The organism is Paludibacterium paludis (genome assembly GCF_018802605.1).
In the GTDB taxonomy this organism is placed as follows: Bacteria; Pseudomonadota; Gammaproteobacteria; order Burkholderiales; family Chromobacteriaceae; genus Paludibacterium; species Paludibacterium paludis.
On record NZ_CP069161.1, the window covers coordinates 340073 to 366455 of the forward strand.

The following is a 26383-nucleotide window of genomic DNA, read 5'->3' on the forward strand; positions in this document are numbered from 1 at the left end:
ATCGCTGTGCGGGCCCCCCGCTCCTGTCAGTCTTCCTGGGTTTGCAGCAGTTTTTTCAGCAGCTTCGCCAGGGTATGGCGTTCTTCCGCGTCCAGCGGCTCGAGCAGCTCGTTTTCCGCGGCGAGGTGGTTGACGACCGCCTCGTTGATGACGCGCAGTCCTTTTTCGGTCAGCGTAACGATCACGCCGCGGCGGTCAAGGGGATCGGGCGAGCGGCGGACCAGACCCGACATTTCCAGGCGGTTGATGCGGTTGGTTAGCGCTCCCGACGAAATCAGCACCATGGTCTGCAACTGATTCGGCGACAGTTGGTACGGCTCCTTGCTGCGCCGCAGGGCGGCGAGAACGTCGAATTCTCCGACGTTGATGTCGTGCGCCATCAGGTCCTGCAGGACACGGCGGGTGATGAAGTATTCCATGCGCGCGATGCGCCCGATCACTTCCGTCGAGGATGGGTCAAGATCCGGTCGGACTTCACGCCACAAGGCAACGATGCGGTCGATCTGGTCAGGCTGCTCGAACATAGTTTTTCCACTTTCCGTATGCGATGTAACCGTTCATCGATGAACGGTTTTGTTTTGCCCTAAAACCTTCTGATGTGTCATTGATGCAATACCGCTTCGGGCCCAGAGATTACCATTTTCTTGCGATTAACTATCTTCACCTGAAGATATTTGATATAAAGATAAAAAGGGGTGGTTGACGCCCCGCTTTCCTGTTTGTCTGTGTAACGTTGAAGGAGTCACGATGAAGTCGGCTGTGCGCGGCGCCATGATCACATTTCGGGCTGATCCGTTCATTGTCCCTGACGAAGAGAGTCTCACGCATCTGTCCGATGCGCTGATCGTCATCGAAAATGGCAAGATCGTCGCGGTGGGCGATGCCGCGGAGCTGCTGCCTTCGCTGCCGCCCGGCACGGACATCACGCATTACCGTGATGCCTTGATCGTGCCGGGTTTCATCGATTGTCATGCGCACTATGCGCAGACACCGATGATCGCGGCGTTTGGTGAGCAATTGCTGGACTGGCTCAACCTGTACACCTTCAACACCGAACAGGCATTCGGCGATCCTGCCGTGGCGTCCGAAGTGGCCGCGATCTTCCTTGATGAGCAGTTGCGGCATGGCGTGACCACATCCGCCGTGTTCGGCACGGTGCACCCCGAGTCGGTCGAGGCGCTGTTTGACCAGGCGCGCCGGCGCAATGTGCGGATGCTGGCGGGCAAGGTCTGCATGGACAGGAACGCGCCGGCTTCCCTGCTGGACAGCGCTCAACGCGCGTACGACGAGTCGGAGGCGCTGATCGGGCGCTGGCATGGCGTGGGCCGGCTGGAGTATGCCATCACACCGCGCTTCGCACCGACGTCGAGTCCGCAGCAGCTCGAGGCTCTGGGCGCGCTGGCGGCGCGCTACCCGGATATGCCGATTCAGACGCACCTCGCGGAAAACCGCGACGAGATGGCCTGGGTCGCCCGGCTGTTTCCCGACGCGCGCGATTACACCGATGTGTACGCCCGCCACGGGCTGGTCAGACCCCGGGCGATTTTCGGGCATGGCATTCATCTGACCGAACCGGAGCTCGACCGCCTGGCGGAAAACGGCGCCTCCCTGGCGCATTGCCCAACATCGAATTTCTTTCTCGGATCGGGGTGTTTCGATGTCCGGCGCACCCGGCAACGGAGTCTTCCGGTGCTGACCGGATTGGCGACCGATGTCGGCGCCGGAACGAGTTTTTCAATGTTGACCACCATGAACGAGGCTTACAAGGCGGCCCAGTTCAATGGTCATGCCCTTTCCGCGGTTCAGGCTTTTTATCTGGCGACGCGGGGCGGAGCCCGGGCGTTGGGCGTCGAGGACAAGGTGGGGTCGATCGCGGCCGGGATGGATGCGGATCTTGCTGTACTGGACATGGCGGCCACGCCATTGATCCGCTACCGAATGACCCGCGTCCGGACTATCGGGGAGGCGATGTTCGTGCTGATGATGCTGGGGGACGACCGCGCGGTACGCGATACCTGGGTCGCCGGTTGCCGCTGGATGCCGTCAGGCGGTCTTGCCGGAGCGTTTGGGGATCAGCACCGTGCGGGTGCCGCACAGTCGATCCTGCAGGGTCAGGCGTTCGGGATCGACCAGTGTCGCCAGAAACGGCAACAGGCACCAGGAGAACGATGCCAGGGCCACCAGCGGCCGATGGCCGGAGCCTTGCCGTGCGCCAAGGTAGGCGAGCACGGGAACGACGACGAACAGTATCAGCGAGATGACGTAGCGGATGGCCGCTTCCTTCCAGGATAGCGTTTCGCCATCCGCGGTCTGCAGTTTCAGGCGCCAGGCTTTCATCGCCACGGTTTGTCCGTGGCTGACCCAGGATTTGCCGAAGTAGGCGAACAGGGCCAGAGCGAGCGTGGCGCGGAATGCCTGGTCAAGCCACAGAGAGGCGCCGAGCGACGCTTGCAGGGGCGTGTACAGCGCCGAGACGAGCAGCAGGATGGCGGCGAGCAGCAGCGATTCGTAAGCGAGGCAGGCCAGCCGTCGCGCCAGCGACGGGAAGGCGGTAGTGTCGGGAGTCGTCATCGGGCTATTGTGTCATTGGCCGGCCGGGGCGTTCAAGCGCGCCAGCGCGCGTTGCCGCGCATCGGGTGGCAGGGATTCGAGAAGGCGCCAGTTGGCGCGGGCGCGCTGCTGATCGGACTCGCTGAGCATGGCCCACACCCGGAGTCGCTCGCGGATCCTGGCCTGACGCGCAGCGGGAAGCCCGGTCGCGCGCGCGGCGATCTGCGCGAAGCGCTCGCGCCGTGCCGGGGACAACCGCGGCCAATCGCTTTCAAGGGGGGCGAGCAAAGCCCGCTCGCCCGCTCCCAGTTGCTGCCATTCCGGCGGGGAGGCCAATGCGCCGGCGCAGAGGGTTGCAGCAAGCACTAGCAGCAACTTATTCATGCGCGGCCCCCGCCAGATCCGGATCCATCAGGTTTTCCAGGGCGATGTCGCCTGCCAGTACGCCAATGTCCTGATCGATGTCTTCGTTGCGCGAGGACTCCACCCACAGGGCGGCCGTCAGCGCGACCGCGGCGACCGTGAGCGTCGCCGTGGTGCGGCGCATGGCAAGACCGTGCGCCAGGGACCAGCGCAGCCAGTGCGCCGACCAGCCGGACTGGGCGGGGCTGTGCGACAGGGCGTGCCGGCGCAGGCCGGCCAGCCGTTCGCGTGTCGCCTCAGGCATGCGGGCGAGTTCGTTGTTGAGTACCCGCACCACGATTCCGGGTACGGCGTCATGCTTCGGGCGCTCGTGTTTCACAGGGTCACTCCTTTTTGGCTCAGGATGGCCGCCAAGGTATGGTTGGCTCTCGAGCAATGCGTTTTGACGCTGCCCTCCGAACATCCCATGACTTTTGCCGTACCGGCCACATCCAGTCCTTCCCAGTAACGCAGCAGAAAGGCTTCCCGTTGACGGGCGGGGAGCAGGGCGAGAGAGGCATCGATCAGTGTGGCAACTTCCTTGCGCATCAGCCATGCCTGCGGATCCAGGTGGATCTCGTCCGCCGCCACGTCGAGCGTTTCCAGCAGATCCGGGGTGTCGTCTTCCTCCTTGCGGGGAACCAGCGCGCTGAACAGCGTGAAAACGAGCCGGCGCACGCGGGTTCTGCGGTAGAAGTCGCGGATGGTGTTTTGCATGATGCGCTGGAACAGCAGGGGCAGCTCGTGCGCGGGCGCGCCAGCGTAGTGCCGGGCGAGCTTGAGCATCGCGTCCTGCACGATATCCATGGCATCTTCTTCATTCTGGACGGCAAACAGGGCTTGCCTGAATGCCCGTCGTTCCGCCGATCGAAGGTAATCGGCCAACTCTTCTTGACTGGCCATGGAAATGTGGTTTCAGTAATCCCAACCCGCAATAGTAACAGGTCACCACCGGCAATGGTAGTTAATGATTTTTCTCAATAATTACCTAGGCTTAGCGGCATGTTGCAGCCGCACAAAAGCGCTTGACCGGCCGCGTGGGGATACGATAAGGTCAATGACATAACAGGATGAAACTATCATTACAACAATGAGGCAAAGATGCAGATCTCGGGAGCAGAAATCGTCGTCCGCTGCCTGCAGGAGGAAGCCGTCGAGTACGTCTTCGGCTATCCGGGCGGAGCGGTGCTTGAAATCTACGATGCGATCTTCAAGCAGCAGCAATTCAAACATGTCCTGGTGAGACACGAACAGGCCGCCGTGCACGCCGCGGATGCTTATTCGCGGTCCAGTCAGCGCGTCGGTGTCGCGCTGGTGACTTCCGGTCCGGGCGCGACCAATGCCATTACCGGCATTGCCACGGCCTATATGGACTCCATTCCTATGGTGGTTATCTCCGGCCAGGTGGCCACGCCGGCGATCGGGCTTGATGCGTTCCAGGAAGTCGACATGGTGGGCATCACCCGTCCGTGCGTGAAACACAATTTCCTGGTCAAGGACGTGACCGAGCTCGCGGCCACCCTGAAAAAGGCGTTCTACATCGCCCGTTCCGGCCGCCCCGGTCCGGTGGTGGTGGACATTCCCAAGGATGTGACCCAACGGATGGCCGAGTTCGCCTATCCGGACTCGGTGGCCATCCGATCCTATGTACCTGTCACCAAGGGGCATCCCGGACAGATCCGCAAGGCGGTCGGCCTGTTGCTTGGCGCCCGTCGCCCCTATGTCTATGTGGGTGGCGGCGCGGTGCAGGGCAATGCCTCGGAAGAGGTGCGCGAACTGGTGCAGTCGCTGGGTCTGCCGTGCACCAACACCCTGATGGGTCTGGGCGCTTATCCAGGATCCGATCCGAAATTCCTTGGCATGCTGGGTATGCACGGCACGTATGAGGCGAACATGGCCATGCAGCACTGTGATGTGCTGATCGCCATCGGCGCGCGCTTCGATGACCGGGTGGTCAGCGTGCCGTCGCATTTTCTGTCACAGCCCAAGAAAATCATTCACATCGATGTCGATCCTTCATCGATCGCCAAGCGCGTCAAGGTCGATGTGCCGATCGTCGGCGATGTGAAACTGGTGCTGCGCGACATGCTCGAGCAATTGCGCCAGAGCGGCCAGCGGCCCGATCCGGATCATCTGGCGGCGTGGTGGAAAACCATCGAGGAGTGGCGTTCGCACGATTCCCTGTATTTCTCGCCGTCCAGCGAACTGATCAAGCCCCAATCTGTGGTTCGGGCGCTATACGAGGTTACCGGCGGGGAAGCCATCGTGACCTCCGACGTGGGTCAGCACCAGATGTGGGCGGCCCAGTATTACCGCTTCGACAGACCTCGCCGCTGGATCAATTCCGGCGGGCTTGGCACCATGGGATTCGGCCTGCCGGCCGCGATGGGCGCGCAACTGGCCAATCCGGACTCCGTGGTCGCCTGCGTGACCGGAGAGGCGTCGATCCAGATGAACATCCAGGAACTGTCGACCTGCAAGCAGTACCACATCCCGGTGAAGATCATCAATCTGAACAACCGCTATCTGGGCATGGTGCGCCAGTGGCAGGAGTTCTTCTACGGCAACCGCTATTCGGAATCCTATATGGACGCCCTGCCGGACTTCGTGCGGCTGGCGGAGGCATACGGTCATGTCGGCATCCGGGTGGACAAGCCCGCCGATGTGGAGCCGGCGCTGCGCGAAGCGTTCGCCATGAAGGATCGCCTGGTGTTCCTCGACGTGATCACCGATCAGTCCGAAAACGTGTTCCCGATGATCCAGAACGGCAAGGGGCTGGATCAGATGGATCTGCCGCCGCACATGCGCGAAATCCAGCAGGTGCCTTTCGAGAACAATCGTGATTACGGCAATATGTGCTGAGGCGGGACATGCGACACATTCTTTCGATCATTCTGGAAAACGAAGCGGGCGCGCTCTCCCGCGTGGTCGGGCTGTTTTCCGCGCGCGCCTACAACATTGACTCCCTGACAGTGTCGACAACCGAGGACCCGACACTGTCCCGCATGACAATCGTTACCCACGGTTCCGAAGAAGTCATCGAGCAGATCACCAAGCAGCTCAACAAGCTGATCGAGGTGGTCAAGGTGATAGACCTCAATGAATCCGAACACATCGAACGTGAAATGATGCTGATCAAGGTCCGTGCCATCGGCAAGGACCGCGAGGAAATGAAACGCATGGCGGACATTTTCCGGGGCAGGATCATCGACGTGACGGAAAAGACTTACACCATCGAGCTGACTGGTACGAGCGAGAAGCTCAATGCCTTTATCGAGGCGATCGACCGCGCAGTGATCCTGGAGACGGTCCGTACTGGCGCATCCGGCATCGGTCGGGGTGAACGGGTTCTTAAAATCTGACAACCTTGCGCGGCAGGCCGGGAGCCTGCCCGCATTACAAGGGGACATTCATGAAAGTTTTCTACGACAAAGACGCCGACTTTTCGATCATCAAGGGCAAAAAGGTCGCCATCATCGGTTACGGCTCGCAAGGGCATGCCCATGCGCAGAACCTGAAAGACTCCGGGGTCGACGTGGTCGTGGGGCTGCGCAAGGACGGCGCGTCCTGGAAAAAAGCCGAAGCGGCCGGCCACAAGGTCAAGGAAGTGGGCGAGGCGGTGAAGAAGGCCGATGTGGTGATGGTGCTGCTGCCGGACGAATCCCAGCCCGATGTCTACCGTGCCGATATCGAGCCGAATATCAAGAAGGGCGCGGCGCTGGCGTTCGCCCACGGCTTCAACGTTCACTACAACCAGATCGTGCCGCGCGCCGATCTTGATGTGATCATGATCGCTCCGAAAGGTCCCGGGCATACCGTGCGTTCCGAGTTCGTCAAGGGCGGCGGCGTGCCGACGCTGATCGCGGTTTACCAGGACAAGTCCGGCAAGGCCCGCGACATCGCGCTGTCCTACGCCGCGGCCAATGGCGGCACCAAGGGCGGCGTGATCGAAACGAATTTCCGCGAAGAAACCGAAACCGACCTGTTCGGCGAGCAGGCGGTGCTCTGTGGCGGCGCCGTCGAGTTGGTCAAGGCCGGCTTCGAGACGCTGGTTGAAGCCGGCTACGCCCCGGAGATGGCCTATTTCGAATGCTTGCACGAGCTCAAGCTGATCGTTGACCTGATGTACGAGGGCGGCATCGCCAACATGAATTATTCGATTTCCAATAACGCCGAATACGGTGAGTATGTCACCGGGCCGGAAGTGGTGACCGAAGCGACCAAAGCGGCGATGAAAAAAGCGCTGAACCGCATTCAGACCGGGGAATACGCCAAGATGTTCATTCTGGAAGGCAAGACCCAGTACCCGTCGATGACGGCGCGCCGGCGTCTGACGGCGGAGCACCCTATCGAAAAGGTGGGTGCGGAGCTGCGTGCGATGATGCCGTGGATCGCGAAAAACAAGCTGGTGGATCAGTCGAAGAACTGATCTTCCGCCCGTAAAGAAATGGCCGGCTTTCATGCTGGCCATTTTTCTTGCATACTAGCGAGTTGACTGAATCAAATGGAGTTTTTATGGCGTCACATTACCCGCATCCCCTTATCGCCCGTGAAGGCTGGCCGTTCCTGGTGCTATCGCTGGCCGCCGCACTCGCCGTGACGGTGCTGGCTGGGTGGTGGTCGGCTCCGTTGTGGGTCATTTTCCTGTTCGTCCTGCAATTTTTCCGCGATCCCGCGCGTGTCGTGCCCTCCGACAGCAAGGCCGTTCTGTCGCCGGCCGATGGCCGCGTGGTGGTGGTCGGCAGGGCGATGGACCCGTATCGCGGCGTGGAAGCCCTGAAGATCAGCGTGTTCATGAATGTGTTCAATGTGCACTCCAACCGCAGTCCGGTGGACGGCACCGTTGAAAAGGTCGAGTACCATTCCGGCTCCTTCCTGAACGCCGCCCTGGACAAGGCCTCGCTGGAAAACGAGCGCAACGCCGTGCTCTTGAAGACGCCGGAAGGCACGTCCATCACCTTCGTGCAGATCGCCGGTCTCGTGGCCCGCCGCATCCTGTGCTACACGAAAGCCGGTGACGCGCTGAGCCGTGGCCAGCGCTATGGTTTCATCCGCTTCGGCTCGCGCGTCGACGTTTACCTGCCGCTGGACGCCAAGCCGCAGGTGTCGATCGGCGACAAGGTCAGCGCCACCGAAACCGTGCTGGCGCGTCTTGCCTGATGCTCAAGGGTAATATGCGCCGCTCGGGCATCTACCTGTTGCCCAACCTCTTTACCCTGGCGGCGCTGTTCGCGGGGTTCTACGCCGTGGTCAGGGCGATGGACGAATCGTTCGAGGCCGCGGCCGTGGCGATTTTCATCGCCATGATCCTGGACGGTCTGGATGGACGGGTCGCGCGCATGACCCGTACCCAGAGCGCCTTCGGCGCGGAGTTCGACAGCTTGTCGGACATGGTCAGTTTCGGTGTCGCGCCGGCGCTCGTCGTATACGAGTGGCAACTGCGCAGTCTCGGCAAATTCGGCTGGATGGCCGCGTTCGTCTACTGCGCCTGCGCGGCGATGCGGCTCGCCCGCTTCAACACCATGGTCGGCACGGCCGACAAGCGCTGGTTCGTCGGCCTTGCGAGTCCGGCCGCCGCGGCGCTGGTCGCCGGACTCGTGTGGGTGTCCATGTCCTATGAGCTTTCCGTTCCCCACATGAACTGGATGGCCTGGGGGCTGACCGTTTTCGCCGGCCTGTCGATGGTCGGCACGGTGCGCTTCTGGAGCTTCAAGGAACTGCATTTGCGCCGCCAGATTCCGTTTTACGCATTGCTGGCGCTCGTGCTCGGCCTGTTGCTTCTGGTGGCCTCGCCGCCTCTCGTGCTGTTCCTCTTCTTCGTCGGCTATAGCCTGTCCGGCTACATCATGGCCGTCACCGGCATCACCCGTCGACTCGCCGGCAAGCTTTGAGTTTCTTGCCGGCATGGTCGTTCACGGCGTGTTACTGACGAATTTGCACGCACTCGCCTTTGTTCCACGCCGCTTCGAAGGCCTCGCGTTCGATGTCGACACGCCAGCCATGCAAGGGATCGCGGATCGTGACGACCTCCGTGTTAATCGTATCCACGATGACCACATGTCCCCCGGCGCCACTATCCACCGTGACAATTGCCGGGCCATCGGTCTTCAAGGCCTCGTTCAGTTCGTGGAGGGTGCGCACTGAACGAACCACGGGCGCAAGCCCCGCTTCGCGAATGTCGGCGAGGATAGTTTGCGTATTGCCCAGATTCCGTGTCCGGAGTGCTTGATTCGGGCTGAATCGGCCAATGTGATCAAAGATCAACATTTCGGCCACTGCCGAGGTGCAGCCACGAGTCGCCTGCTGCAGGATCACCGTTTTCCCCCCCGACTGTTCCACTTCGATGCCATCCACCGAACTCGCTGACTGAGCCGGATGAATGCGGCGGATCGCGTCGTCGGCAAAAGAATGGGCATAGCCATGGGCGCCGCTGGACGAATAGTTTTTCAACTCCGGCAGCAGGCGCGCGATAAGGTGATTGACGGGGGAGATCGTTTGCCTGAAAGCCTGCTTGTGGCGTGCGCTGGAGGGTGTGGCGGCGGCATCAATTATCCCGGGTTGGCCGCCATGCTCGCAATACAATTTGACGATTTCGTCAATGGTGATCGGTTTTTTACCCTTTCTGGGCATGATTGTGTCCGCTAATCCAACCGGGGGGTAGCTGCGCGGGAATCGGGAATAGGGTACGCCTAACCGCTCCAGCAAGGCTTGTCGGAATTCGTCGTGCCGAAGGGTGGAATCGGAGTGCGCAGGATGGCGCGCCACAGATGTCGCGGATTGGCTTGTGTGGTCAACGGCAGCGGGCATGAACGCGTCTTGTGCGCCTGCAAAGCGTACGGTTTTGGCCGGTATCTGTTTTGCACTTCCTGGTTGTTTGAGGCATGACTTCAACGGACTCGGGGACAGAGGGCTATTCCCGACAGATGCCGGTTGGCGCTTGCTCTTGGCGCTTGGCATACAGGAAAAGAACGCGATCAGCGTTTTGACAGTGCTTGAAGCATGGTTTGTTTCCATATGATGGGTTCCTGAAGTGATGGAGGTTACCCATAAGGCTAAGTTGTTATCGGTCCGCAGTGCTTTCATAAAACGGTGGATTTGCAGCATGCAATTAGACAAATTGTCCGTTTGTTGCTGTTTGGACAACATGTTTTGCGCATTTTAAATTGACTGTTTGACGTTTTGTCCTCGTCGTATGTAGCCTGAAGTCATACAAGCGTGGGGAGAACGTTATGCAACTGGATATTGAACGCCTGATCGATGACCTGGGCGGCCCGGGGCGGGTGGCCGAGGCGCTGTCGCGCGCGTTTCCCGAGGATCCGGTCTCCCGAGCCGCCATTTATAAATGGAGAGAGAGAGGCAGCCTGCCGGTATCCCAGCTGAACAAGCTGGCCCAGCTGGCGGCGCGCCAGGGCAAACGGTTCGATTTCAACGACTACCTGAAAGGCGCCCCGGCGGCGCCGCCACAAGGGAGAACTATCGATATGGGCGATCGCGTGTATATCTTCGACACCACGTTGCGGGACGGAGAGCAAAGTCCGGGCGCTTCCATGACCCGGGAAGAAAAAATCCGCATCGCGAGGCAGCTGGAGCGGCTGGGCGTGGACATCATCGAGGCCGGTTTCGCGGCCGCGAGTCCCGGCGATGCCGCATCGATCCGCTCCATCGCCGAGGCCATTCGCGAGTCGACGGTCTGTTCGCTGGCGCGCGCCAACGAAGCCGATGTGCGCGCGGCGGGCGAGGCCATCGCGCCAGCGGCGCGCGGGCGCATCCATACCTTTATCGCCACCAGCCCCATCCATATGGAAAAGAAGTTGCGCATGCATCCTGACCAGGTGGTCGAGGCGGCGGTCAGGGCGGTGACAGTGGCGCGCGAGTACACCGAGGACGTGGAATTCTCCGCGGAGGACGCCGTGCGCTCGGATCTGGACTTTCTGTGCCGGATTTTCGAGGCGGTGATCGCCGCCGGCGCCCGCACCATCAATGTGCCCGACACGGTGGGATATTCGATTCCCTCCCTGTGGTACGAACGGATCCGTACGCTTATCGAACGGGTGCCGGGCAGCGACAAAGTGATCTGGTCGACGCATTGCCACAACGATCTTGGCATGGCCGTAGCCAATTCGTTGGCCGCCGTGCAAGCTGGCGCCCGTCAGGTCGAGTGCACGATCAACGGTCTTGGCGAGCGCGCCGGCAACGCCAGTCTCGAAGAGGTCGTCATGGCGCTCAAGACCCGGCGCGATGTTTTCGGGCTGGAATGCGGGATCGATACCGCGCAGATTGTGCCGGCGTCCAAGTTGGTGTCGACCATCACCGGCTACCCGGTGCAGCCGAACAAGGCGATCGTCGGAGCGAACGCCTTCTCGCACGAGTCCGGCATTCACCAGGACGGCGTGCTCAAACATCGCGAAACCTACGAAATCATGTCGGCCGAGAGTGTTGGCTGGAGCGCGAACCGGCTGACGCTTGGCAAACTGTCCGGTCGTAACGCCTTCAAGACCAAACTGGCCGAGCTGGGGATCGTGCTGGACAGCGAGGAAGGACTCAATGCCGCCTTTGCCCGCTTCAAGGCGCTGGCCGACAAGAAGCGCGAGATTTTCGATGAGGACCTGCATGCGCTGGTGTCCGACGAAATGGAGTCGATCGACCGCGAGGACTTCAAGTTCGTCTCGCTGAAAATCGCCACGGAAACCGGCGAAGAGCCGCACGCCGAAATCGTGTTCGCCGACCGCGGCACGGAAAAGCGCGGCGTCAGTTCAGGCTCCGGGCCGGTCGATGCCGCTTTCAAGGCGATCGAGACGATCGCGGGCAGCGGCTCCGAACTGGAGCTGTATTCGGTCAACGCCATCACCAAGGGCACTGAATCCCAGGGCGAAGTGACGGTCCGGTTGTCCCGTGACGGCCGCATCGTCAGCGGTCTGGGGGCGGATACCGACATCATTGTCGCGTCGGCCAAAGCCTATCTGTCCGCGTTGAACAAGCTCGAGAGCGGCGCCACGAAGGTCAATCCGCAGGTGTGAATGCCGCTGGTCCTTGCGGGGCGGGGCGTTTCGGGATCGGGCGCAGCGGCAAACGGCGCGCCCGGTTTTCTTGCTGGAATTTCGTGGAACCGACCCGATATAGTCTTTTTGCAAGGAAGGGCAGGGTATGGCACAGGGCTATTTCATTACCGGTACCGATACCGACATCGGCAAAACGCATGCGGCGGTCCGCCTGATCCGCCGCTGGCGCGAAGAGGGTAAGACGGTGCTGGCCATGAAACCCGTGGCCTCGGGTTGCGAAGTGGCGGCCGACGGGGAATGGGTCAATGGCGATGTGACCCGTCTCGTTGCGGCCACCGGGCAGACGGATCTGGCCCTGATGAATCCCTACCGTTTTCTGCCGCCGGTCTCGCCTCATATCGCCGCGCGCGAAGCCGGCATCGAGATTTCGCTGCCGGTGATCGCCGAGCATTACCGTCTTCTGGCCGAATCGGCCGATATCGTCCTGGTCGAAGGGGCCGGCGGGTGGTTCGCGCCGCTGTCCGACACGCTCTTCATGGAGGATCTGGCGCGCGCGCTGGATCTGCCGGTGATCCTGGTGGTGGGCATGCGCCTGGGCTGCATCAACCATGCCTTGCTGACCGCCGCCGCCATCCGCGCCAGCGGGGCTATTCTCGCCGGCTGGGTGGCGAACCGTATCGTGCCGGATCAGCCGGCATACGGGGAGAACATGGCGATGCTCAGGAACCGCCTCGACGCCCCTCTTCTGATGGAGTTGCCTTTCGAAGCCTAGTCGGCGCAAAAACATATTGCGCTGCATCAACAGAAGCCCTTGTTTTCCTTGACGGTCTTTCTAATATCGAAAGAAGCCGAACATGCATTTTGCATCAGAGCTTGAACAACTTTCGAGACAGAGATGGACGACGAGGGGGGGACAGGATGGCTTTGGCGTTGAACCTGCAAGAGCCGGTGACGCGAATCGCCGCGCAGGAATACCACCTGCACACGCTGCTTCTGATCATCACCGGTATCATCTTTTTTGGCGTGCTCGCCGTGATGCTTTACGCCATCGTCCGGCACCGCAAGACCGCCGGCCGCGAAGCCCGGCAGTTTCATGAGAACACCACGGTCGAGATCCTCTGGACCGTCATTCCCTTCGTCATCCTGATCGGCATGGCCGTGCCCGCCACGCGGACGGTACTCGAGCAAAAAAGTGCCCGCGGAGCCGACATGACCGTCAAGGTCACTGGCTACCAGTGGAAGTGGCGTTACGACTACATGGAAGAGAGCCTGGGGTTCATGAGCCATCTGTCGACGCCGCGCGAGGACCCGGCGGCGGTGGCGCGGCCGCATTATCTTCTGGAGGTGGACGAACCGCTGGTGGTGCCGACCGGAAAGAAGGTGCGCCTGCTTCTGACCGCCAACGACGTGATTCACTCCTGGTCCGTGCCGGCGCTGGGCGTCAAGCAGGACGCGATACCCGGCTTCTTGCGCGAGAGCTGGTTCGTCGTCGACAAGCCGGGTGTCTATCGCGGGCAGTGCACGGAATTGTGCGGCAAGGACCACGGCTTCATGCCGATTGTGGTCGATGCCCGCTCTCCGCAGGATTATGCCCGATGGCTCGATATCAAGAAAAAACAGCAGCTCGCCGCCGCCGACGATCCGTCCAAAGTCTGGTCACTGAAGGATCTGGTGGCGAGAGGAGAGAAGGTTTACGCCCAGAACTGCGTCGCCTGTCACCAGGCGAACGGCAAGGGCATTCCGGGCAGTTTTCCCGCGCTGACCGGCTCGGCGATCGTCACCCGGGACAAGGCGGCGCATATCGATATCGTTCTGAACGGCAGCCGCCGCAACGCCGCCATGCAGGCCTGGGGCAAGCAGTTGTCCGATACCGAGCTCGCGGCGGTGATTACTTACGAACGCAATGCCTGGGGCAACAACACGGGCCAGCTGGTGCAACCGGCCGAGATCCGCAAGGCCCGGGCGGGCGCTTCCTGACTTCGCCACGGAGGATCCACTCATGGCCATGACTGACGTGCAGCACGCGCCGGCGCATCACAAGCCCTCGGGCCTGTCGCGCTGGCTGATGGCGACCAACCACAAGGATATCGGCACGATGTACCTGTGGTTTTCGTTTGTGATGTTCATTTCGGGCGGCATCATGGCGCTGGGCATCCGCGCCGAACTGTTCCGGCCCGGCATGCAGTTTTTCGCGCCGGAACTGTTCAACCAGCTCACCACGCTGCACGGGCTGGTGATGATCTTCGGCGCGATCATGCCGGCCTTCACCGGGCTGGCCAACTGGATGCTGCCGCTGATGATCGGCGCGCCCGACATGGCGTTCGCCCGGATGAACAACTGGAGCTTCTGGCTGCTTCCTCCGGCGGCCCTGTTGCTGATGCTGTCCTTCCTGGTGCCGGGCGGAGCCGCCGCCGGCGGCTGGACGCTCTACGCGCCGCTGTCCACGCAGATGGGGATCGGGATGGACATGACCATCTTCGCGATCCACATCATGGGGATCAGCTCGGTGATGGGCTCGATCAACATCATCGTGACCGTGCTGAACCTGCGCGCCCCTGGCATGTCCATGATGAAAATGCCGATGTTCGCCTGGGCCAGCCTGATCACCGCCTTCCTGATCATCGCCGTGATGCCGGTGCTGGCCGGCGTGGTGACCATGGTGCTGACCGACCGCCACTTCGGTACGCACTTTTTCAACGCGGCCGGTGGCGGGGATCCGATCCTGTACCAGCACATCTTCTGGTTCTTCGGTCATCCGGAGGTGTATATCATGGCGCTGCCGGCCTTCGGCATCATCAGCCAGGTGATCCCGACCTTCTGTCGCAAACCGTTGTTCGGCTATACCTCCATGGTCTACGCCACCGCCTCGATCGCGGTGCTGTCCTTCATCGTCTGGGCGCACCACATGTTCGTGACGGGGCTGCCGGCCACCGTCCAGCTGTTCTTCATGTACGCGACGATGCTCATCGCGGTGCCCACCGGCGTGAAGGTGTTCAACTGGGTCGCCACCATGTGGGAAGGGGCGATGACGCTCGAAACCCCGATGCTTTTCGCTATCGGCTTCATTCTGTTGTTCACCATCGGCGGCCTGTCCGGCGTGACGCTGTCGGTGGCGTCGCTGGACATCCAGTTGCACGGTACCTACTACGTCGTGGCGCATTTTCATTATGTGCTGGTGGCCGGCGCCCTGTTTTCGCTGTTTTCGGCGATCTACTACTGGTTCCCGAAAATGACCGGACGCATGTACCACGAAGGATTGGGCAAACTGCACTTCTGGTGGTCGATGGTCTGGTTCAACGTCACCTTCTTCCCGATGCATTTCCTTGGCCTCGCCGGCATGCCGCGGCGTATTCCCGACTATGCGCTGCAATTTACCGAGTTCAACAGCATCGCCACGGTGGGCGCGTTCTGTTTCGGCCTCGGGCAACTGATCTTCCTTTACAACATCCTGACGAGCCTCAAGCGCGGCCGGCCCGCGCCCGAACTGCCCTGGGAAGGGGCCAGGACACTGGAGTGGAAGATTCCCACCCCGGCTCCCTACCACTCGTTCGCCGAGGCGCCGCAGGTGGAGGCCGGGCACAACGGCGACATCCTGTCGATGACGGGCGGCAAGCACCATTAGGGAGCGCGCCATGAAAACCGCGCCGCAAGCGAACCGGACCTTGCTCATCAAATTGGCGGTGATCGCCACCGGCATGTTCGGGTTCGCTTACGCGCTCATTCCGCTGTACCGGGCATTTTGCGATGCCACCGAACTGAACCAGGTGGTCAGGCGGGATCGGATCGGTCCGGACGGCGAGGCCGGCCTGCCGCCTCCTGCCGAGGTGAGAATGGTGTTCGACGCGACGGTGCAGCCGGGACTGCCCTGGGTTGTGCGTCCGGTGACGCGCCAATTGACAGCGCGGACCGGCGAATTCGTGAAAGTGGAATACGACATTACCAACGCCAGCCAGCGCGAAGTGGTCGGACAGGCGATTCCCCGCTATCTGCCCGCGGCGGCCGGGGAGTATGTCAAGAAACTCGATTGTTTTTGTTTTCGCCAGCAGCGTTTCAAGCCGGGAGAGACGCGGCGCTTTCCGGTGGTGTTCGTGATCGACCGGACACTGCCGGCGTCGGTCGGGGAAATCACCCTCGCCTACACGGTGTTCGACGTGCCGGGGAGCGGGCAATGACAGGCGTGTGGCGAGCCATTGGCGCGGTGCTGTCGGCGTTTTTCGGCGTGCGCAAATCCGGTGCCGCCGCCCGCGACGTCCGGCTGCCTGTCTGGCAGATCGCCGTGGGGGTGATCGTACTGCTCGGGGGCTTCATCGCCGTTTTGCTGTTTGTGGTGTCATGGGCCGTGCGCAACGCCGCGGTCGGCTAAGAGGAGTCAAGGCATGGAATCGACGCATCAGGAACAGACGCATTATTACGTCCCGGCTCCCTCGCGCTGGCCGATGGTGGGCGCGGTCGCCCTGTTTTTCCTGGGGCTGGGCGCGGCTTTCGCCGTCAATGGCAAATTCCCCGGCGCGATCCTGCTCGGCGTCGGGACGCTGATCCTCGTTGGTATGCTGTTCGGCTGGTTCGGCGACGTGATCCGGGAAAGTCTGCATGGCAGTTATCACGGCAAGGAGGACAGTTCCTTCCGTTGGGGGATGGGGTGGTTCATTTTTTCCGAGGTGATGTTCTTCGCCGCGTTTTTCGGCGCGCTGTTCTATGTCCGGGTCATCTCGGTGCCGACGCTGGGAGATCTGGATTACAAGCTCCTGTATCCGGATTTCACCGCGTCGTGGCCGCTGTCGACCGGGCCGGGCATCACGGCGCGCTACGGCGCGATGGAAGCCGCCGGCCTGCCCTTGCTCAATACGCTGATCCTCTTGTCCTCGGGCGTGACCGTGACCGTCGCGCATTGGGGGCTGCTGCGGGAGCGGCGCGGCCAACTGGTGGGCGGACTCGCGGCGACGGTGCTGTTGGGCGCGGGCTTTCTGGTGCTGCAGGCCGTCGAATACCGGCATGCGCTGACCGAACTGAACCTGTCGCTGGGGTCGGGGGCCTATGGCATGACGTTTTACATGCTGACCGGTTTTCACGGTATGCACGTCCTGCTGGGAACCCTGATGTTGTCCGTGATCACCATCCGGGCCGCGCGAGGCCATTTCGGCCCGACGCGCCATTTCGCGTTCGAGGCGGTGGCCTGGTACTGGCATTTCGTCGACGTGGTATGGCTGCTGTTGTTCGTCTTCGTGTACTGGATCTGATCACAGATGGTGCGGCCGCCACCAGCCGCACAGGGCGCCGACCACGAGGAGCAGAAACAGCCCGATGGACAGACCGACCCTGACGGTGAGGGAGCGCACGGCACGGGTCGGATCCCCGCCGGGGCGCAAGACGGCGCTCAGCCCGCGGAACAGGATCAGGATGATGCCCAGAAGCAACAACAGGACAAGGATTTTCATGGCGGGGACCTCGCGAATGGGTTCCGTATCGCCGGCGGCAGCTCGAACGACGTTTTTTCAGAATAGATCGTGGATGGGGGTTTTGCTGCTGGCGATGGCTCTGTTGCCCTTCTTTCTGTCGGCGTGGCAGTGGCGCCGCGCCGAAGCGCGGACGGCCGCCCTCGCGGCCTACGACGCGGCGGCACGCCGTGCCCCTGTGCCCGTGCTTTCGCTGCCGGCGGAGCATTTGCCGCAAGGCGAGCGTGTCAGTTTGGCCGGGCCGGTCGTTGGAGCCCCCGCCTGGCTCGACAATGTCACGCTGAATGAGCGCCATGGCGCGCTGTTGCTCTATCCGGTCCGTCTGGCGGACCATTCCATCATCCTGGTCGCGCCAGGGTGGGTGGAGACGGGCCGTCCGATCGCTCTGCCGCCGCTGCCCGCGGCGTTGACCGGACGCTGGGTCGGCGTCCCGCGCCACTTCACCTTGCCTGGCGCGGTGGCGGGCAGTTCGGGGCGGGTCGACGCGCTGGATGCGCACGAGTTGTCCCGGCGCCTGGGCGGCGTGGTTCGTCCGGGTGTGGTGGCGCTCGACGCGGCTCCCGCTCCGTTAGCGACGTGGTCGCCGCGCCCGCCCTATGATCCCTCCCGCCATGCGGGCTACGCGCTGCAATGGTTGTTGATGGGCGGCTGCCTCATGGCCGCCGGTTTTTACCGCTTGAGGAGACGCGCATGAAAAGTCTTTCCGCCGAAGAGTCCGACGTCTGGTCGGCGCGCCGGCGCGATGGCCGGCTTTTGCTGGTGCTGCTCACGCTATTGTGCCTGGCGCCCGTGCTGGCGGCCTGGTGGGTGATCCGGGCGGAGCCGCCGCGAGGCGGCAAATCGTACGGCACCTTGCTCACCGTCCGACCGTTCGAGGCCGCTCGGCTCGCGGGGTGGCCGACGGGCAAATGGGTGCTGCTCACCCGCGAAGGTCCGGACTGCGCGACGGCTTGCCGGTCCTTGCGCCACACCGTCGGGCAGATCCGCACGGCGCTCGGGGAAGCCGCTTCCCGTACCGTTGTGGTGCGTCTGGTCGACGGCCGGGCGGCGCGCGCTGACGCCGGCGAACTGGCCGGAGCCGGCGTGCCGCTGCCGGCCGTCGACAGCGGGTTCATGCTGGTCGACCCGCTGGGTAATCAGGTGATGTTTTATCCGGCTTCGGCCGAGCCGCGCCGGGTGATGGGCGAAATCGGCCATCTTCTGAAAACCAACAACGGATTGGGCTGACATGAAAACTCTGGTGGCGCTGGCCCTGCTGCTCGCGGCGCTTGTGGTGCCGTTGGGCGCGTATGTCCGCTTGTCCGATGCGGGTCTGGGCTGTCCTGACTGGCCGCTGTGCTACGGCAAGGTTTCCCCCCATCATGCGCGCGAGGCCATCGCCCGCGACGAGGCGCTCATGCCGCACGGGCCGGTGACTCAGGCCAAGGCCTGGAAGGAAATGGCGCACCGCTATGCCGCGGCGTCGCTTGGCGTGCTGATTCTCGCCGTCGCGGCGCTGGCGTGGAAGAAACGGCGTGACCGCGCCGCGGCTTCCTCCCTGCTCGCGCTGGTGGCGGTTCAGGGCATGCTCGGCATGTGGACCGTCACCTTGCTGCTCAAACCGGCCATCGTCACGGCGCATCTGGCCGGCGGCATGCTGACGGTGGCCGCGCTGGCGGTGATGTTCGCCGCGCGGCGTCTGCCGCCGGTCGGCCTGCCGGCCGGACGGGTGTTCGCGGTGCGGTGTCTGGCCGTGCTGGTGTTCTGCCAGATTCTCTCGGGCGGCTGGGTGTCCACCAACTACGCCGCGCTCGCCTGCGAAGGGTTCCCGTTGTGTTCCGGCACGGCATGGCCCGACTGGCGACCGGATGGCGCCTTCCACATCTGGCGCGAGCTCGGAGAATCGCCCGATGGCACGCTTTTGCCGTTCTCCGCGCTGGTCGCCATTCACTGGACGCACCGCTTGCTCGCCCTGGCCGTCGCGGCGTTGACGCTGGCCGTCCTGATCCTGTGCCGGCGGGAGGCGGGGCTGCGGCCGCATCTGGCGTGGCTCGCCGCGGTGCTGCTCGTGCAAGTATCGCTGGGCATCGGCAATGTGCTGCTGCGCCTGCCCTTGCCGCTGGCGGTGGCTCACAACGCCGGCGCGATGTGTCTGTTCGCTGTGACCGCGCTGCTCGCCGCCAGGGTTCGTTCCCGCGTTCGTATAGCGGATCCGTGTCAAGAAAGGGGAACCTCGTGGCAATCCTGATCCGAACCGATTCGCGCCAGCGCACCCGCGCCCTGATCGCGGTGGCCAAACCCCGTGTCGTGCTGCTGATCGTGTTTTGCGCGGTGATCGGCATGTTTCTTGCCGTGCCCGGCATTCCCGACCCCGCCGTGGTGATTCCCGCCACACTCGGCATCGGGCTGGTCGCGAGCGCCGCCGCGATGATCAACTGTCTGGTCGAGCGCGGAGTGGACGCGCGCATGAAGCGCACGGCCTGGCGCGCCACGGCGCGCGGCGAGGTGGGCGCCGGTGAAACCCTGGCCGCGGCGATGCTCGCCGGCGGACTCGGCATGCTGCTGTTGATCCAGGTGAACGCCCTGACCGCCTGGCTGACGCTGGGCACGTTCGTTGGCTACGCCGTCGTCTATACTGTGCTGCTCAAGCCGAACACCCCGCAGAATATCGTGATCGGGGGAGCCAGCGGAGCGATGCCGCCGCTGCTCGGCTGGGTGGCGATGACAGGCTCGGTCGATAGCATGGCGCTCGCCCTGTTCCTGATCATCTACGCGTGGACGCCCCCGCACTTCTGGGCGCTGGCCCTGTACCGGCGCGACGATTATGCCAAAGCCGGCTTGCCGATGTTGCCGGTCACCCATGGCGAGCGGTTCACCACCCTGTCCATCGTGCTGTACACCTGCCTGCTGACCGGAACGACGTTGCTGCCGCTGGCGCTCGGCGCGTCGGGCCTGATTTATCTTGCCGGTTCGGCGCTGCTCAATGGCCGGTTCCTGTGGCTTGCCCTGCGCCTCCATGCTCAGTATGCTGACGCCTTGGCGCGCAAGGTGTTCGGGTGGTCCATCCTGTACCTGACATGGCTGTTCGCCGTTTTGCTTGTCGACCACTACTGGCGAATACCGCTCTAGATACCATGCCCTCTTTGCTCAAACGGCTCGCAGTCCCTGCTCTCCTGATCGCGCTGGCCGCTTGCGGCCGCCATGAAACGCCTCCTCCCGCCTCCTTCAAGGGCACCGACATCTCCGGCGCGTCGTTCGGCGGGGATTTCTCCCTGACGGCGCACAACGGCGAACGCAAGAGCTTGTCCGACTTCAAGGGCAAAGCCGTGGCGCTCTTCTTCGGTTATACCCATTGCCCCGACGTCTGTCCGACGACGATGCTCGAGTATGCCGCGGTGACGAAAAGCCTGGGGCGCGACGCGCAAAAGCTCCAGGTTCTGTTCGTGACCGTGGACCCCGAGCGGGATACCCGCGAGGTGCTGGCCGGGTACGTGCCGCATTTCGATCCGGCTTTTCTCGGCATGACCGGTTCGCGCGCGCAAGTGGACGAGGTGATGTCCCGATTTCGCATCGTGGCGCAACGCGTGGCCGTGCCGGGTGGCGGGTACTCCGTCGACCACAGCGCGGGATCCTACCTGTTCGATCCTGAAGGCAGATTGCGGGTCTACGAGCCTTACGCGACGCCTTCGGCATCACTGACCCATGATATTCGGGAGCTGTTACGCTAGAATACCCATGAATACTACCTGCTCCACACATTGAGAGTCCTGCATCGTGAGTGAAGAAAAACGTCCCGGCGGCACGTCCGGATCCGGCCCGCTGGACCTGGCGAAATACACGTTGTCCTCGCCGCTCGAAATCGCTCATCACCTGAAGGCCATCGCCAATCAGGGGCATATGGTCACGGTGTTCTCCAACAAGGGCAAAACTTTCATCCTGACCCGTTTTCTCCTGGTCGACCTGAACGCAAAAACGCTGGTGTTCGACTGGGGCTCGGATCCGGCGACCAATCAGCAGATGCTCGCCAGCGAGCGCAACGTATTCGTCTGCTCTCCCGATGGCGTGAAAACCCAGTTCATCACCGGCCAGGCCCGGCAGATCGATTACGAGGGCAGGCCGGCTTTCGAGGTGGCGCTGCCGGAGCAGGTCATCAAGCTGCAGCGCCGGGAGTTTTTCCGGATCAGAACGCCGGTCGGCAATCCCATCATGTGCCATGTCGCCGACTATCCGGATGCGCCGCTTGATTTGCAGGTGTTCGACATCAGTCTTGGTGGTCTCGCCCTGTGGCTGCCCGCTCCAACTACGCCGGGCTTCGATCTTGGCCAGCAGTACCAGCGCTGCTCCGTCGAGCTGCGGCCGTTCGGCCAATTGTCCGGCGCACTGGAAATCCGACATCGACTGCCCGTGACCCTGCGCAATGGCCAGGACGCGGTGCGCATCGGCGCGACCTTCCTGGGATTGCCCAGCAGCATGGAAAACCTGATCCAGAAATATGTCGGTCAATTAGAAAGGGAGCGGCGGGCGATGATGAGGTAATTGCCCGTGCATCGGCGGTTTCATGCGTTTGCAGTATGACAGTTTTCGGGTATGCTTTAACCATTCCCAACCCCTGTTCTTTTTCCCGGGCCGGCGCGTCAACGCCTTGATAAATCGGCGTTTTGCATCCGGTTCGCGTAGCGACCGCCATGACGTTGACTATAGCCCTGTCCAAAGGGCGCATCTTTGAAGAAACCCTGCCGCTGCTGTCGGCGGCCGGCATCGTACCCGCCGAAGATCCGGACGCCTCCCGCAAACTGATCATCGACACCAATCATCCCGATGTGCGTCTCGTCATCGTCCGGGCCTCGGATGTGCCTACCTATGTGCAATACGGCGCCGCGGATCTGGGCATCGCCGGACGGGATGTGCTGATCGAGCATGGCGGCTCGGGACTTTACCATCCGCTGGATCTGGACATCGCCCGCTGCCGCATGATGGTGGCGGCGCCCGAAGGCTTCGATTACGAAGCCGCGGTTCGTCATGGCGCGCGCCTGAAGGTGGCCACCAAATATCCCCGCATCGCCCGCGAACACTTCGCCCGCAAGGGCGTCCACGTCGATATCATCAAGCTGTACGGCTCGATGGAACTCGCCCCGCTGGTGGGGCTCTCCGATGTGATCGTGGACCTGGTGTCGACCGGCGGCACGCTCAGAGCCAACAAGCTGGCGGCTGTCGAGCACATTCTCGATATCAGTTCGCGTCTCGTGGTCAATCAGGCCGCGCTCAAACTCAAGCACGATGCCATTCAGCCCGTGCTCGACGCCTTCGCCCGCGTGGTGGGCGAGGCTCCACGGAGGTAATGCCGATGCTGTGTCTCGATTCCCGCGACCCCGGCTTCGATAGCCGCCTTGCGGCGCTGCTGGCTTTCGAAACGGCTCAGGATCCCGCCGTCGACCAGGCGGTGGCCGATATTTGCCGCGATGTGGCCGAGCGTGGCGATGCCGCCCTCGTCGACTACACCAACCGTTTTGACCGCATGAACGCGGCCTCGGTCGATGAATTGTTCCTTGACCGCGGCGACCTGGCCGCCGCGCTTGACCGGCTCGACCCCGCGGTGCGCGGCGCGCTGGAAACGGCCGCGGCGCGCGTGAGACGCTATCACGAGCGTCAGGTGCAAACCTCCTGGCATTACGAGGAAGAAGACGGCACGCTGCTCGGTCAGCAGGTGACCGCGCTTGACCGGGTGGGCATTTACGTGCCCGGCGGCAAGGCCGCTTATCCCAGCTCGGTGTTGATGAACGCGATTCCCGCCCGGGTGGCCGGTGTCGGGGAAATCGTCATGGTGGTGCCGACGCCGGGTGGCGAGCGCAACGACCTTGTGCTCGCCGCCGCCTGTATCGCCGGGGTCGACCGGGTGATCACCGCGGGCGGAGCGCAGGCCGTGGCCGCGCTCGCCTACGGCACAGAGAGCATCGCCCAGGTGGACAAGATCACCGGACCCGGCAATGCTTGGGTCGCGGCCGCCAAACGCCGGGTTTTCGGGGTGGTGGGCATCGATATGGTGGCCGGCCCGTCCGAGATTCTGGTGATTTGCGATGGCGATACCGATCCGGACTGGATCGCGATGGATCTTTTCAGTCAGGCCGAGCACGACGAAATCGCCCAGGCCATTTTGCTGTGTCCGTCGGCCGAATTCATTGGCGAGGTCGAGAAGAGCATTGCCCGCCTGTTGCCCGGCATGCCCCGCAAGGCGATCATCGGAGCGTCGCTGGCCAATCGCGGCGCGCTGATCAAGGTCGCGGACCTCGACGAGGCGTGCCGCATCGCCAATCGTGTCGCGCCGGAGCACCTGGAGCTGTCGGTGGCCGACCCCGAGGCCTGGTTGCCGAAATTGCGCCACGCCGGCGCCATTTTCATGGGACGCTTCAGCTCGGAAAGCCTCGGCGACTATTGCGCCGGCCCCAACCACGTGCTGCCGACCTCGCGCACCGCGCGCTTCGCCAGTCCGCTTGGCGTCTATGATTTCCAGAAAAGATCCAGCCTGATCCGCGTCTCCCGGGATGGCGCCCGCGCGCTCGGGCGTGTCGCTTCCTTGCTCGCCCACGGCGAAGGACTGACCGCGCATGCCCGGTCCGCGGAACTGAGGCTCGAGGAGTAAGCACGCATGAAGCAGCCCGTCGACCAATTGATCCGCCCCGACATCCTGGCCATGAAAGCCTATCCCGTCGCCGATGCGGCGGGCTTCATCAAGCTCGATGCCATGGAGAACCCCTGGCGACTGTCCGAAAGCCTGCTGGCCGAACTTGGGAGCCTGCTGGCCGAAGCGCATATCAACCGCTATCCGGATCCCGCCGGCGGCGGGCTGAAGGAGATGCTGCGGGTGACCGCCGGCATTCCCGCCGGCGCGGACATCCTGCTGGGCAACGGCTCGGATGAGCTGATCACCCTGATCACCCAGGCCCTGGCCCGCCCCGGCGCGACCGTGATGGCCCTGGAGCCATCCTTTGTCATGTACCGGCTCAATGCGGTGTTTTCCCGGGTGAACTATGTGGGCGTGCCGCTCAACCAGGACTTCTCGCTGAACCTGCCCGTGTTGCTCGATGCGATCGCCAAGAATCAGCCCGCGGTGATTTTTCTGGCGTATCCGAACAATCCGACCGGCAACCGGTACGCGCGGGAGGATGTGCTGGCGGTGCTCGAAACGGCGCGCGGCCTGGTGGTGATCGACGAGGCCTACGGGCCGTTCGCCGACGACAGCTTCATGAGTCTTGCCGGCAGCATGGACAACCTGATCGTGATGCGCACCCTCTCCAAGGTCGGCCTTGCCGGCATCCGTCTGGGGTATGCCGCCGGGCAACCCGACTGGATCCATGAGCTGGACAAGGTGAGGGCACCCTATAATGTCAATGTGCTCACCCAGATCACCGCGCGTTTCGCGCTGACCCACTCGGGGGTGTTCGAGGAGCAGGCCTCGCAGCTGCGCAAGGAACGGAGTCATCTGGCCGAGGCGTTGTCGGCCTATCCCGGTGTCACGGTCTATCCCAGCGAGGCCAACTTCCTGACGATGCGCCTGCCCGACGCCGATCTCTTGTATGCCTGGCTCAAGAGCCGCCGCATTCTGATCAAGAATCTGGGCGGCATGCACCCCATGCTGGAGAACTGCCTGCGCTTTACCGTGGGTTCCCCAGAAGAAAACCGCGCGGTGATCGCCGCGCTCGACGAGTATTTCCAATGACCGCCCGTTCCGCTTCCGTCTCCCGGCATACCCTGGAAACCCGCATCGATGTGAAAATCGATCTGGATGGCACCGGCGCCGCCCGTTTCGCGACCGGCGTGCCGTTCCTCGAGCACATGCTGGATCAGATCGCCCGCCATGGCCTGTTCGATCTGGATATCGTGGCCGAAGGCGACCTGCACATCGATGCGCACCACACGGTCGAAGATATCGGCATCACCCTCGGGCAGGCCTTTGCCCGCGCGGTGGGCGACAAGAAGGGCATCCGCCGTTATGGCCATGCCTACGTACCGCTCGACGAAGCGCTGTCCCGGGTGGTGATCGATCTGTCCGGGCGCCCGGGACTGGTATGGAATGTGCCGTTCACCCGGGCCGCGATCGGGCAGTTCGACGTGGATCTGTTCGCCGAGTTTTTCCACGGTTTCGTGAATCATGCGATGGTCACCCTGCATGTGGACAACCTGCGCGGCGAGAACAGCCACCATCAGGCGGAAACCGTGTTCAAGGCCTTCGGACGCGCCTTGCGCATGGCTTGCGAGCCGGACGACAGAATGGCGGGCATCACGCCGTCGACCAAGGGAACGCTGACGCTGTGACGCTCCGACTCATTCACGTGGATGATCTACTATGAAAGTGGCTGTGATCGATTACGGCATGGGCAATCTGCATTCCGTGCTCAAGTCGGCGCAAAGCGTCAACGGGATCGGCGCGACGATTTTTCTGACGCGGGACCCGCACGAGGTGATGGCCGCGGACAAGGTGATTTTCCCCGGGCAGGGCGCCATGCCCGATTGCATGCGCGAACTGACCGCTTTCGGCCTTGACGAGGCGGTACGCGAGGCGACGCGCAATAAGCCGTTTTTCGGCATCTGCGTGGGCGCCCAGTTGCTTTTCGAGCGCAGCGAAGAGGGCGATACACCGGGTCTCGGTCTGTTCCCCGGACGGGTGGTGCGTTTTCGCAGCGGGCTGACCGGCGCGAACGGCGAGCGCCTCAAAGTGCCGCACATGGGATGGAACCGGGTCTGGCAGACGGTGGAGCATCCCCTGTTCTCGGGCGTTGCCGATGGCGAGCGCTTCTATTTCGTGCACAGCTATCATTTCGCGCCGGACGACGCCTCCCTGACGCTGGGGGAGAGCGAGTATCCGGAGCGTTTTTCGTGTATCACCGGTCGCGGGAATGTGTTCGCGACCCAGTTTCACACCGAGAAAAGCCATCTGGCGGGACTTCGCATGATGCAGAATTTCCTGACCTGGGACGGCACTGTATAACTCTTTTCAGATCCAAG

Annotated in this window: 30 protein-coding genes and 1 pseudogene; 24 read left to right on the forward strand and 7 right to left on the reverse strand. The window is 62.8% G+C overall.

Annotated features, from left to right (window positions below):
* Positions 1-26 precede the first annotated feature (26 nt).
* Positions 27-524 carry a MarR family winged helix-turn-helix transcriptional regulator gene (locus JNO50_RS01495; RefSeq protein WP_189533605.1) on the reverse strand — a complete coding sequence of 166 codons (498 nt, stop codon included), beginning with the start codon at positions 522-524 and terminating at the stop codon, positions 27-29.
* 247 nt (positions 525-771) lie between these two features.
* Here JNO50_RS01495 and guaD point away from each other — a divergent pair.
* Positions 772-1974: pseudogene (guaD, locus tag JNO50_RS01500) on the forward strand (guanine deaminase); the annotation flags it as partial.
* Between the two features lie 69 nt (positions 1975-2043).
* Here guaD and JNO50_RS01505 read toward each other — a convergent pair.
* From JNO50_RS01505 to JNO50_RS01520, 4 genes are read right to left on the reverse strand one after another with little or no spacing between them, the layout of a single operon-like run.
* The gene (locus tag JNO50_RS01505) at positions 2044-2571 is read right to left on the reverse strand and encodes an RDD family protein (RefSeq protein ID WP_189533603.1); all 528 of its coding nucleotides are present in this window, start codon (positions 2569-2571) and stop codon (positions 2044-2046) included.
* Positions 2572-2583: 12 nt separating this feature from the next.
* Positions 2584-2934 carry a DUF3106 domain-containing protein gene (locus tag JNO50_RS01510; protein ID WP_189533601.1) on the reverse strand — a complete coding sequence of 117 codons (351 nt, stop codon included), beginning with the start codon at positions 2932-2934 and terminating at the stop codon, positions 2584-2586.
* Positions 2927-3292, reverse strand: coding sequence for a hypothetical protein (locus JNO50_RS01515; protein WP_189533599.1), 366 nt, complete (start codon positions 3290-3292; stop codon positions 2927-2929). Before JNO50_RS01515 ends, JNO50_RS01510 begins: the two co-directional genes overlap by 8 nt.
* Positions 3289-3855: an RNA polymerase sigma factor gene (locus JNO50_RS01520; protein WP_189533597.1), complete on the reverse strand. Its 567-nt coding sequence runs from the start codon at positions 3853-3855 to the stop codon at positions 3289-3291. Before JNO50_RS01520 ends, JNO50_RS01515 begins: the two co-directional genes overlap by 4 nt.
* 198 nt (positions 3856-4053) lie before the next feature.
* Here JNO50_RS01520 and ilvB point away from each other — a divergent pair, with 198 nt between their 5' ends.
* The 5 genes from ilvB (at position 4054) to pssA (ending at position 8843) form a co-directional block, all read left to right on the forward strand.
* Entirely contained in the window at positions 4054-5814 is a 1761-nt protein-coding gene (gene ilvB, locus JNO50_RS01525; protein WP_189533594.1) for a biosynthetic-type acetolactate synthase large subunit, read from the forward strand.
* A gap of 8 nt (positions 5815-5822) precedes the next feature.
* Complete coding sequence (ilvN, locus tag JNO50_RS01530) at positions 5823-6314, forward strand: acetolactate synthase small subunit (RefSeq protein ID WP_189533592.1); 492 nt, start codon at positions 5823-5825, stop codon at positions 6312-6314.
* 50 nt (positions 6315-6364) lie between these two features.
* Positions 6365-7381 (forward strand): ketol-acid reductoisomerase, encoded by a 1017-nt coding sequence (ilvC, locus tag JNO50_RS01535; RefSeq protein ID WP_189533590.1) that lies wholly within the window; start codon positions 6365-6367, stop codon positions 7379-7381.
* 86 nt (positions 7382-7467) lie between these two features.
* Positions 7468-8112, forward strand: a complete 645-nt coding sequence (locus JNO50_RS01540; RefSeq protein WP_189533587.1) for a phosphatidylserine decarboxylase — start codon at positions 7468-7470, stop codon at positions 8110-8112.
* Positions 8112-8843 carry a CDP-diacylglycerol--serine O-phosphatidyltransferase gene (pssA, locus tag JNO50_RS01545; RefSeq protein WP_189533585.1) on the forward strand — a complete coding sequence of 244 codons (732 nt, stop codon included), beginning with the start codon at positions 8112-8114 and terminating at the stop codon, positions 8841-8843. The genes JNO50_RS01540 and pssA overlap by 1 nt, the downstream gene beginning before the upstream one ends.
* 31 nt (positions 8844-8874) lie before the next feature.
* Here the strand turns inward: pssA and JNO50_RS01550 are convergent, their stop codons facing one another.
* Positions 8875-10098, reverse strand: a complete 1224-nt coding sequence (locus JNO50_RS01550; protein WP_189533583.1) for a cysteine peptidase family C39 domain-containing protein — start codon at positions 10096-10098, stop codon at positions 8875-8877.
* A gap of 83 nt (positions 10099-10181) precedes the next feature.
* Here JNO50_RS01550 and JNO50_RS01555 point away from each other — a divergent pair, with 83 nt between their 5' ends.
* The 7 genes from JNO50_RS01555 to JNO50_RS01585 all read left to right on the forward strand — a co-directional run bounded on the left by JNO50_RS01555 (position 10182) and on the right by JNO50_RS01585 (position 17188).
* Positions 10182-11969, forward strand: a complete 1788-nt coding sequence (locus JNO50_RS01555; protein WP_189533581.1) for a 2-isopropylmalate synthase — start codon at positions 10182-10184, stop codon at positions 11967-11969.
* Positions 11970-12096: 127 nt separating this feature from the next.
* Positions 12097-12723: a dethiobiotin synthase gene (gene bioD / locus JNO50_RS01560; protein ID WP_189533579.1), complete on the forward strand. Its 627-nt coding sequence runs from the start codon at positions 12097-12099 to the stop codon at positions 12721-12723.
* A 146-nt stretch (positions 12724-12869) separates the two neighbouring features.
* Complete coding sequence (coxB, locus tag JNO50_RS01565) at positions 12870-13928, forward strand: cytochrome c oxidase subunit II (RefSeq protein ID WP_189533577.1); 1059 nt, start codon at positions 12870-12872, stop codon at positions 13926-13928.
* Between the two features lie 22 nt (positions 13929-13950).
* Positions 13951-15573: a cytochrome c oxidase subunit I gene (gene ctaD, locus JNO50_RS01570; protein ID WP_189533575.1), complete on the forward strand. Its 1623-nt coding sequence runs from the start codon at positions 13951-13953 to the stop codon at positions 15571-15573.
* Between the two features lie 10 nt (positions 15574-15583).
* Positions 15584-16123, forward strand: coding sequence for a cytochrome c oxidase assembly protein (locus tag JNO50_RS01575; protein ID WP_189533573.1), 540 nt, complete (start codon positions 15584-15586; stop codon positions 16121-16123).
* Entirely contained in the window at positions 16120-16314 is a 195-nt protein-coding gene (locus tag JNO50_RS01580; protein WP_189533571.1) for a DUF2970 domain-containing protein, read from the forward strand. The genes JNO50_RS01575 and JNO50_RS01580 overlap by 4 nt, the downstream gene beginning before the upstream one ends.
* A 13-nt stretch (positions 16315-16327) precedes the next feature.
* Positions 16328-17188, forward strand: coding sequence for a cytochrome c oxidase subunit 3 (locus JNO50_RS01585; RefSeq protein WP_189533569.1), 861 nt, complete (start codon positions 16328-16330; stop codon positions 17186-17188).
* On the opposite strand, the gene JNO50_RS01590 is transcribed toward JNO50_RS01585, so the two are convergent.
* Positions 17189-17386 (reverse strand): twin transmembrane helix small protein, encoded by a 198-nt coding sequence (locus JNO50_RS01590; RefSeq protein WP_189533567.1) that lies wholly within the window; start codon positions 17384-17386, stop codon positions 17189-17191.
* Positions 17387-17459: 73 nt separating this feature from the next.
* On the opposite strand from JNO50_RS01590, the gene JNO50_RS01595 reads away from it, so the two are divergent.
* The 11 genes from JNO50_RS01595 (at position 17460) to hisH (ending at position 26366) form a co-directional block, all read left to right on the forward strand.
* Complete coding sequence (locus JNO50_RS01595; protein WP_229804635.1) at positions 17460-18098, forward strand: SURF1 family cytochrome oxidase biogenesis protein; 639 nt, start codon at positions 17460-17462, stop codon at positions 18096-18098.
* Positions 18095-18631 carry a hypothetical protein gene (locus JNO50_RS01600; protein WP_189533565.1) on the forward strand — a complete coding sequence of 179 codons (537 nt, stop codon included), beginning with the start codon at positions 18095-18097 and terminating at the stop codon, positions 18629-18631. Before JNO50_RS01595 ends, JNO50_RS01600 begins: the two co-directional genes overlap by 4 nt.
* Position 18632: 1 nt before the next feature.
* Positions 18633-19631 (forward strand): COX15/CtaA family protein, encoded by a 999-nt coding sequence (locus tag JNO50_RS01605; protein WP_189533563.1) that lies wholly within the window; start codon positions 18633-18635, stop codon positions 19629-19631.
* Positions 19619-20512 carry a heme o synthase gene (locus JNO50_RS01610; protein ID WP_189533561.1) on the forward strand — a complete coding sequence of 298 codons (894 nt, stop codon included), beginning with the start codon at positions 19619-19621 and terminating at the stop codon, positions 20510-20512. The genes JNO50_RS01605 and JNO50_RS01610 overlap by 13 nt, the downstream gene beginning before the upstream one ends.
* 5 nt (positions 20513-20517) lie before the next feature.
* A complete protein-coding gene (locus JNO50_RS01615) occupies positions 20518-21111 on the forward strand; it encodes an SCO family protein (protein WP_189533559.1) in 594 nt (197 codons plus the stop codon).
* A 46-nt stretch (positions 21112-21157) separates the two neighbouring features.
* Positions 21158-21919 (forward strand): flagellar brake protein, encoded by a 762-nt coding sequence (locus tag JNO50_RS01620; protein WP_189533557.1) that lies wholly within the window; start codon positions 21158-21160, stop codon positions 21917-21919.
* A 149-nt stretch (positions 21920-22068) separates the two neighbouring features.
* A complete protein-coding gene (gene hisG, locus JNO50_RS01625; RefSeq protein WP_189533555.1) occupies positions 22069-22722 on the forward strand; it encodes an ATP phosphoribosyltransferase in 654 nt (217 codons plus the stop codon).
* Between the two features lie 5 nt (positions 22723-22727).
* Positions 22728-24020 carry a histidinol dehydrogenase gene (gene hisD, locus JNO50_RS01630; RefSeq protein WP_189533553.1) on the forward strand — a complete coding sequence of 431 codons (1293 nt, stop codon included), beginning with the start codon at positions 22728-22730 and terminating at the stop codon, positions 24018-24020.
* A 6-nt stretch (positions 24021-24026) separates the two neighbouring features.
* On the forward strand, positions 24027-25097 hold the full coding sequence (gene hisC, locus JNO50_RS01635) for a histidinol-phosphate transaminase (protein ID WP_189533551.1): 1071 nt from the start codon (positions 24027-24029) through the stop codon (positions 25095-25097).
* Positions 25094-25693, forward strand: coding sequence for an imidazoleglycerol-phosphate dehydratase HisB (gene hisB, locus JNO50_RS01640; RefSeq protein WP_189533549.1), 600 nt, complete (start codon positions 25094-25096; stop codon positions 25691-25693). Before hisC ends, hisB begins: the two co-directional genes overlap by 4 nt.
* A 31-nt stretch (positions 25694-25724) precedes the next feature.
* Complete coding sequence (hisH, locus tag JNO50_RS01645) at positions 25725-26366, forward strand: imidazole glycerol phosphate synthase subunit HisH (RefSeq protein ID WP_189533547.1); 642 nt, start codon at positions 25725-25727, stop codon at positions 26364-26366.
* Positions 26367-26383 lie beyond the last annotated feature (17 nt).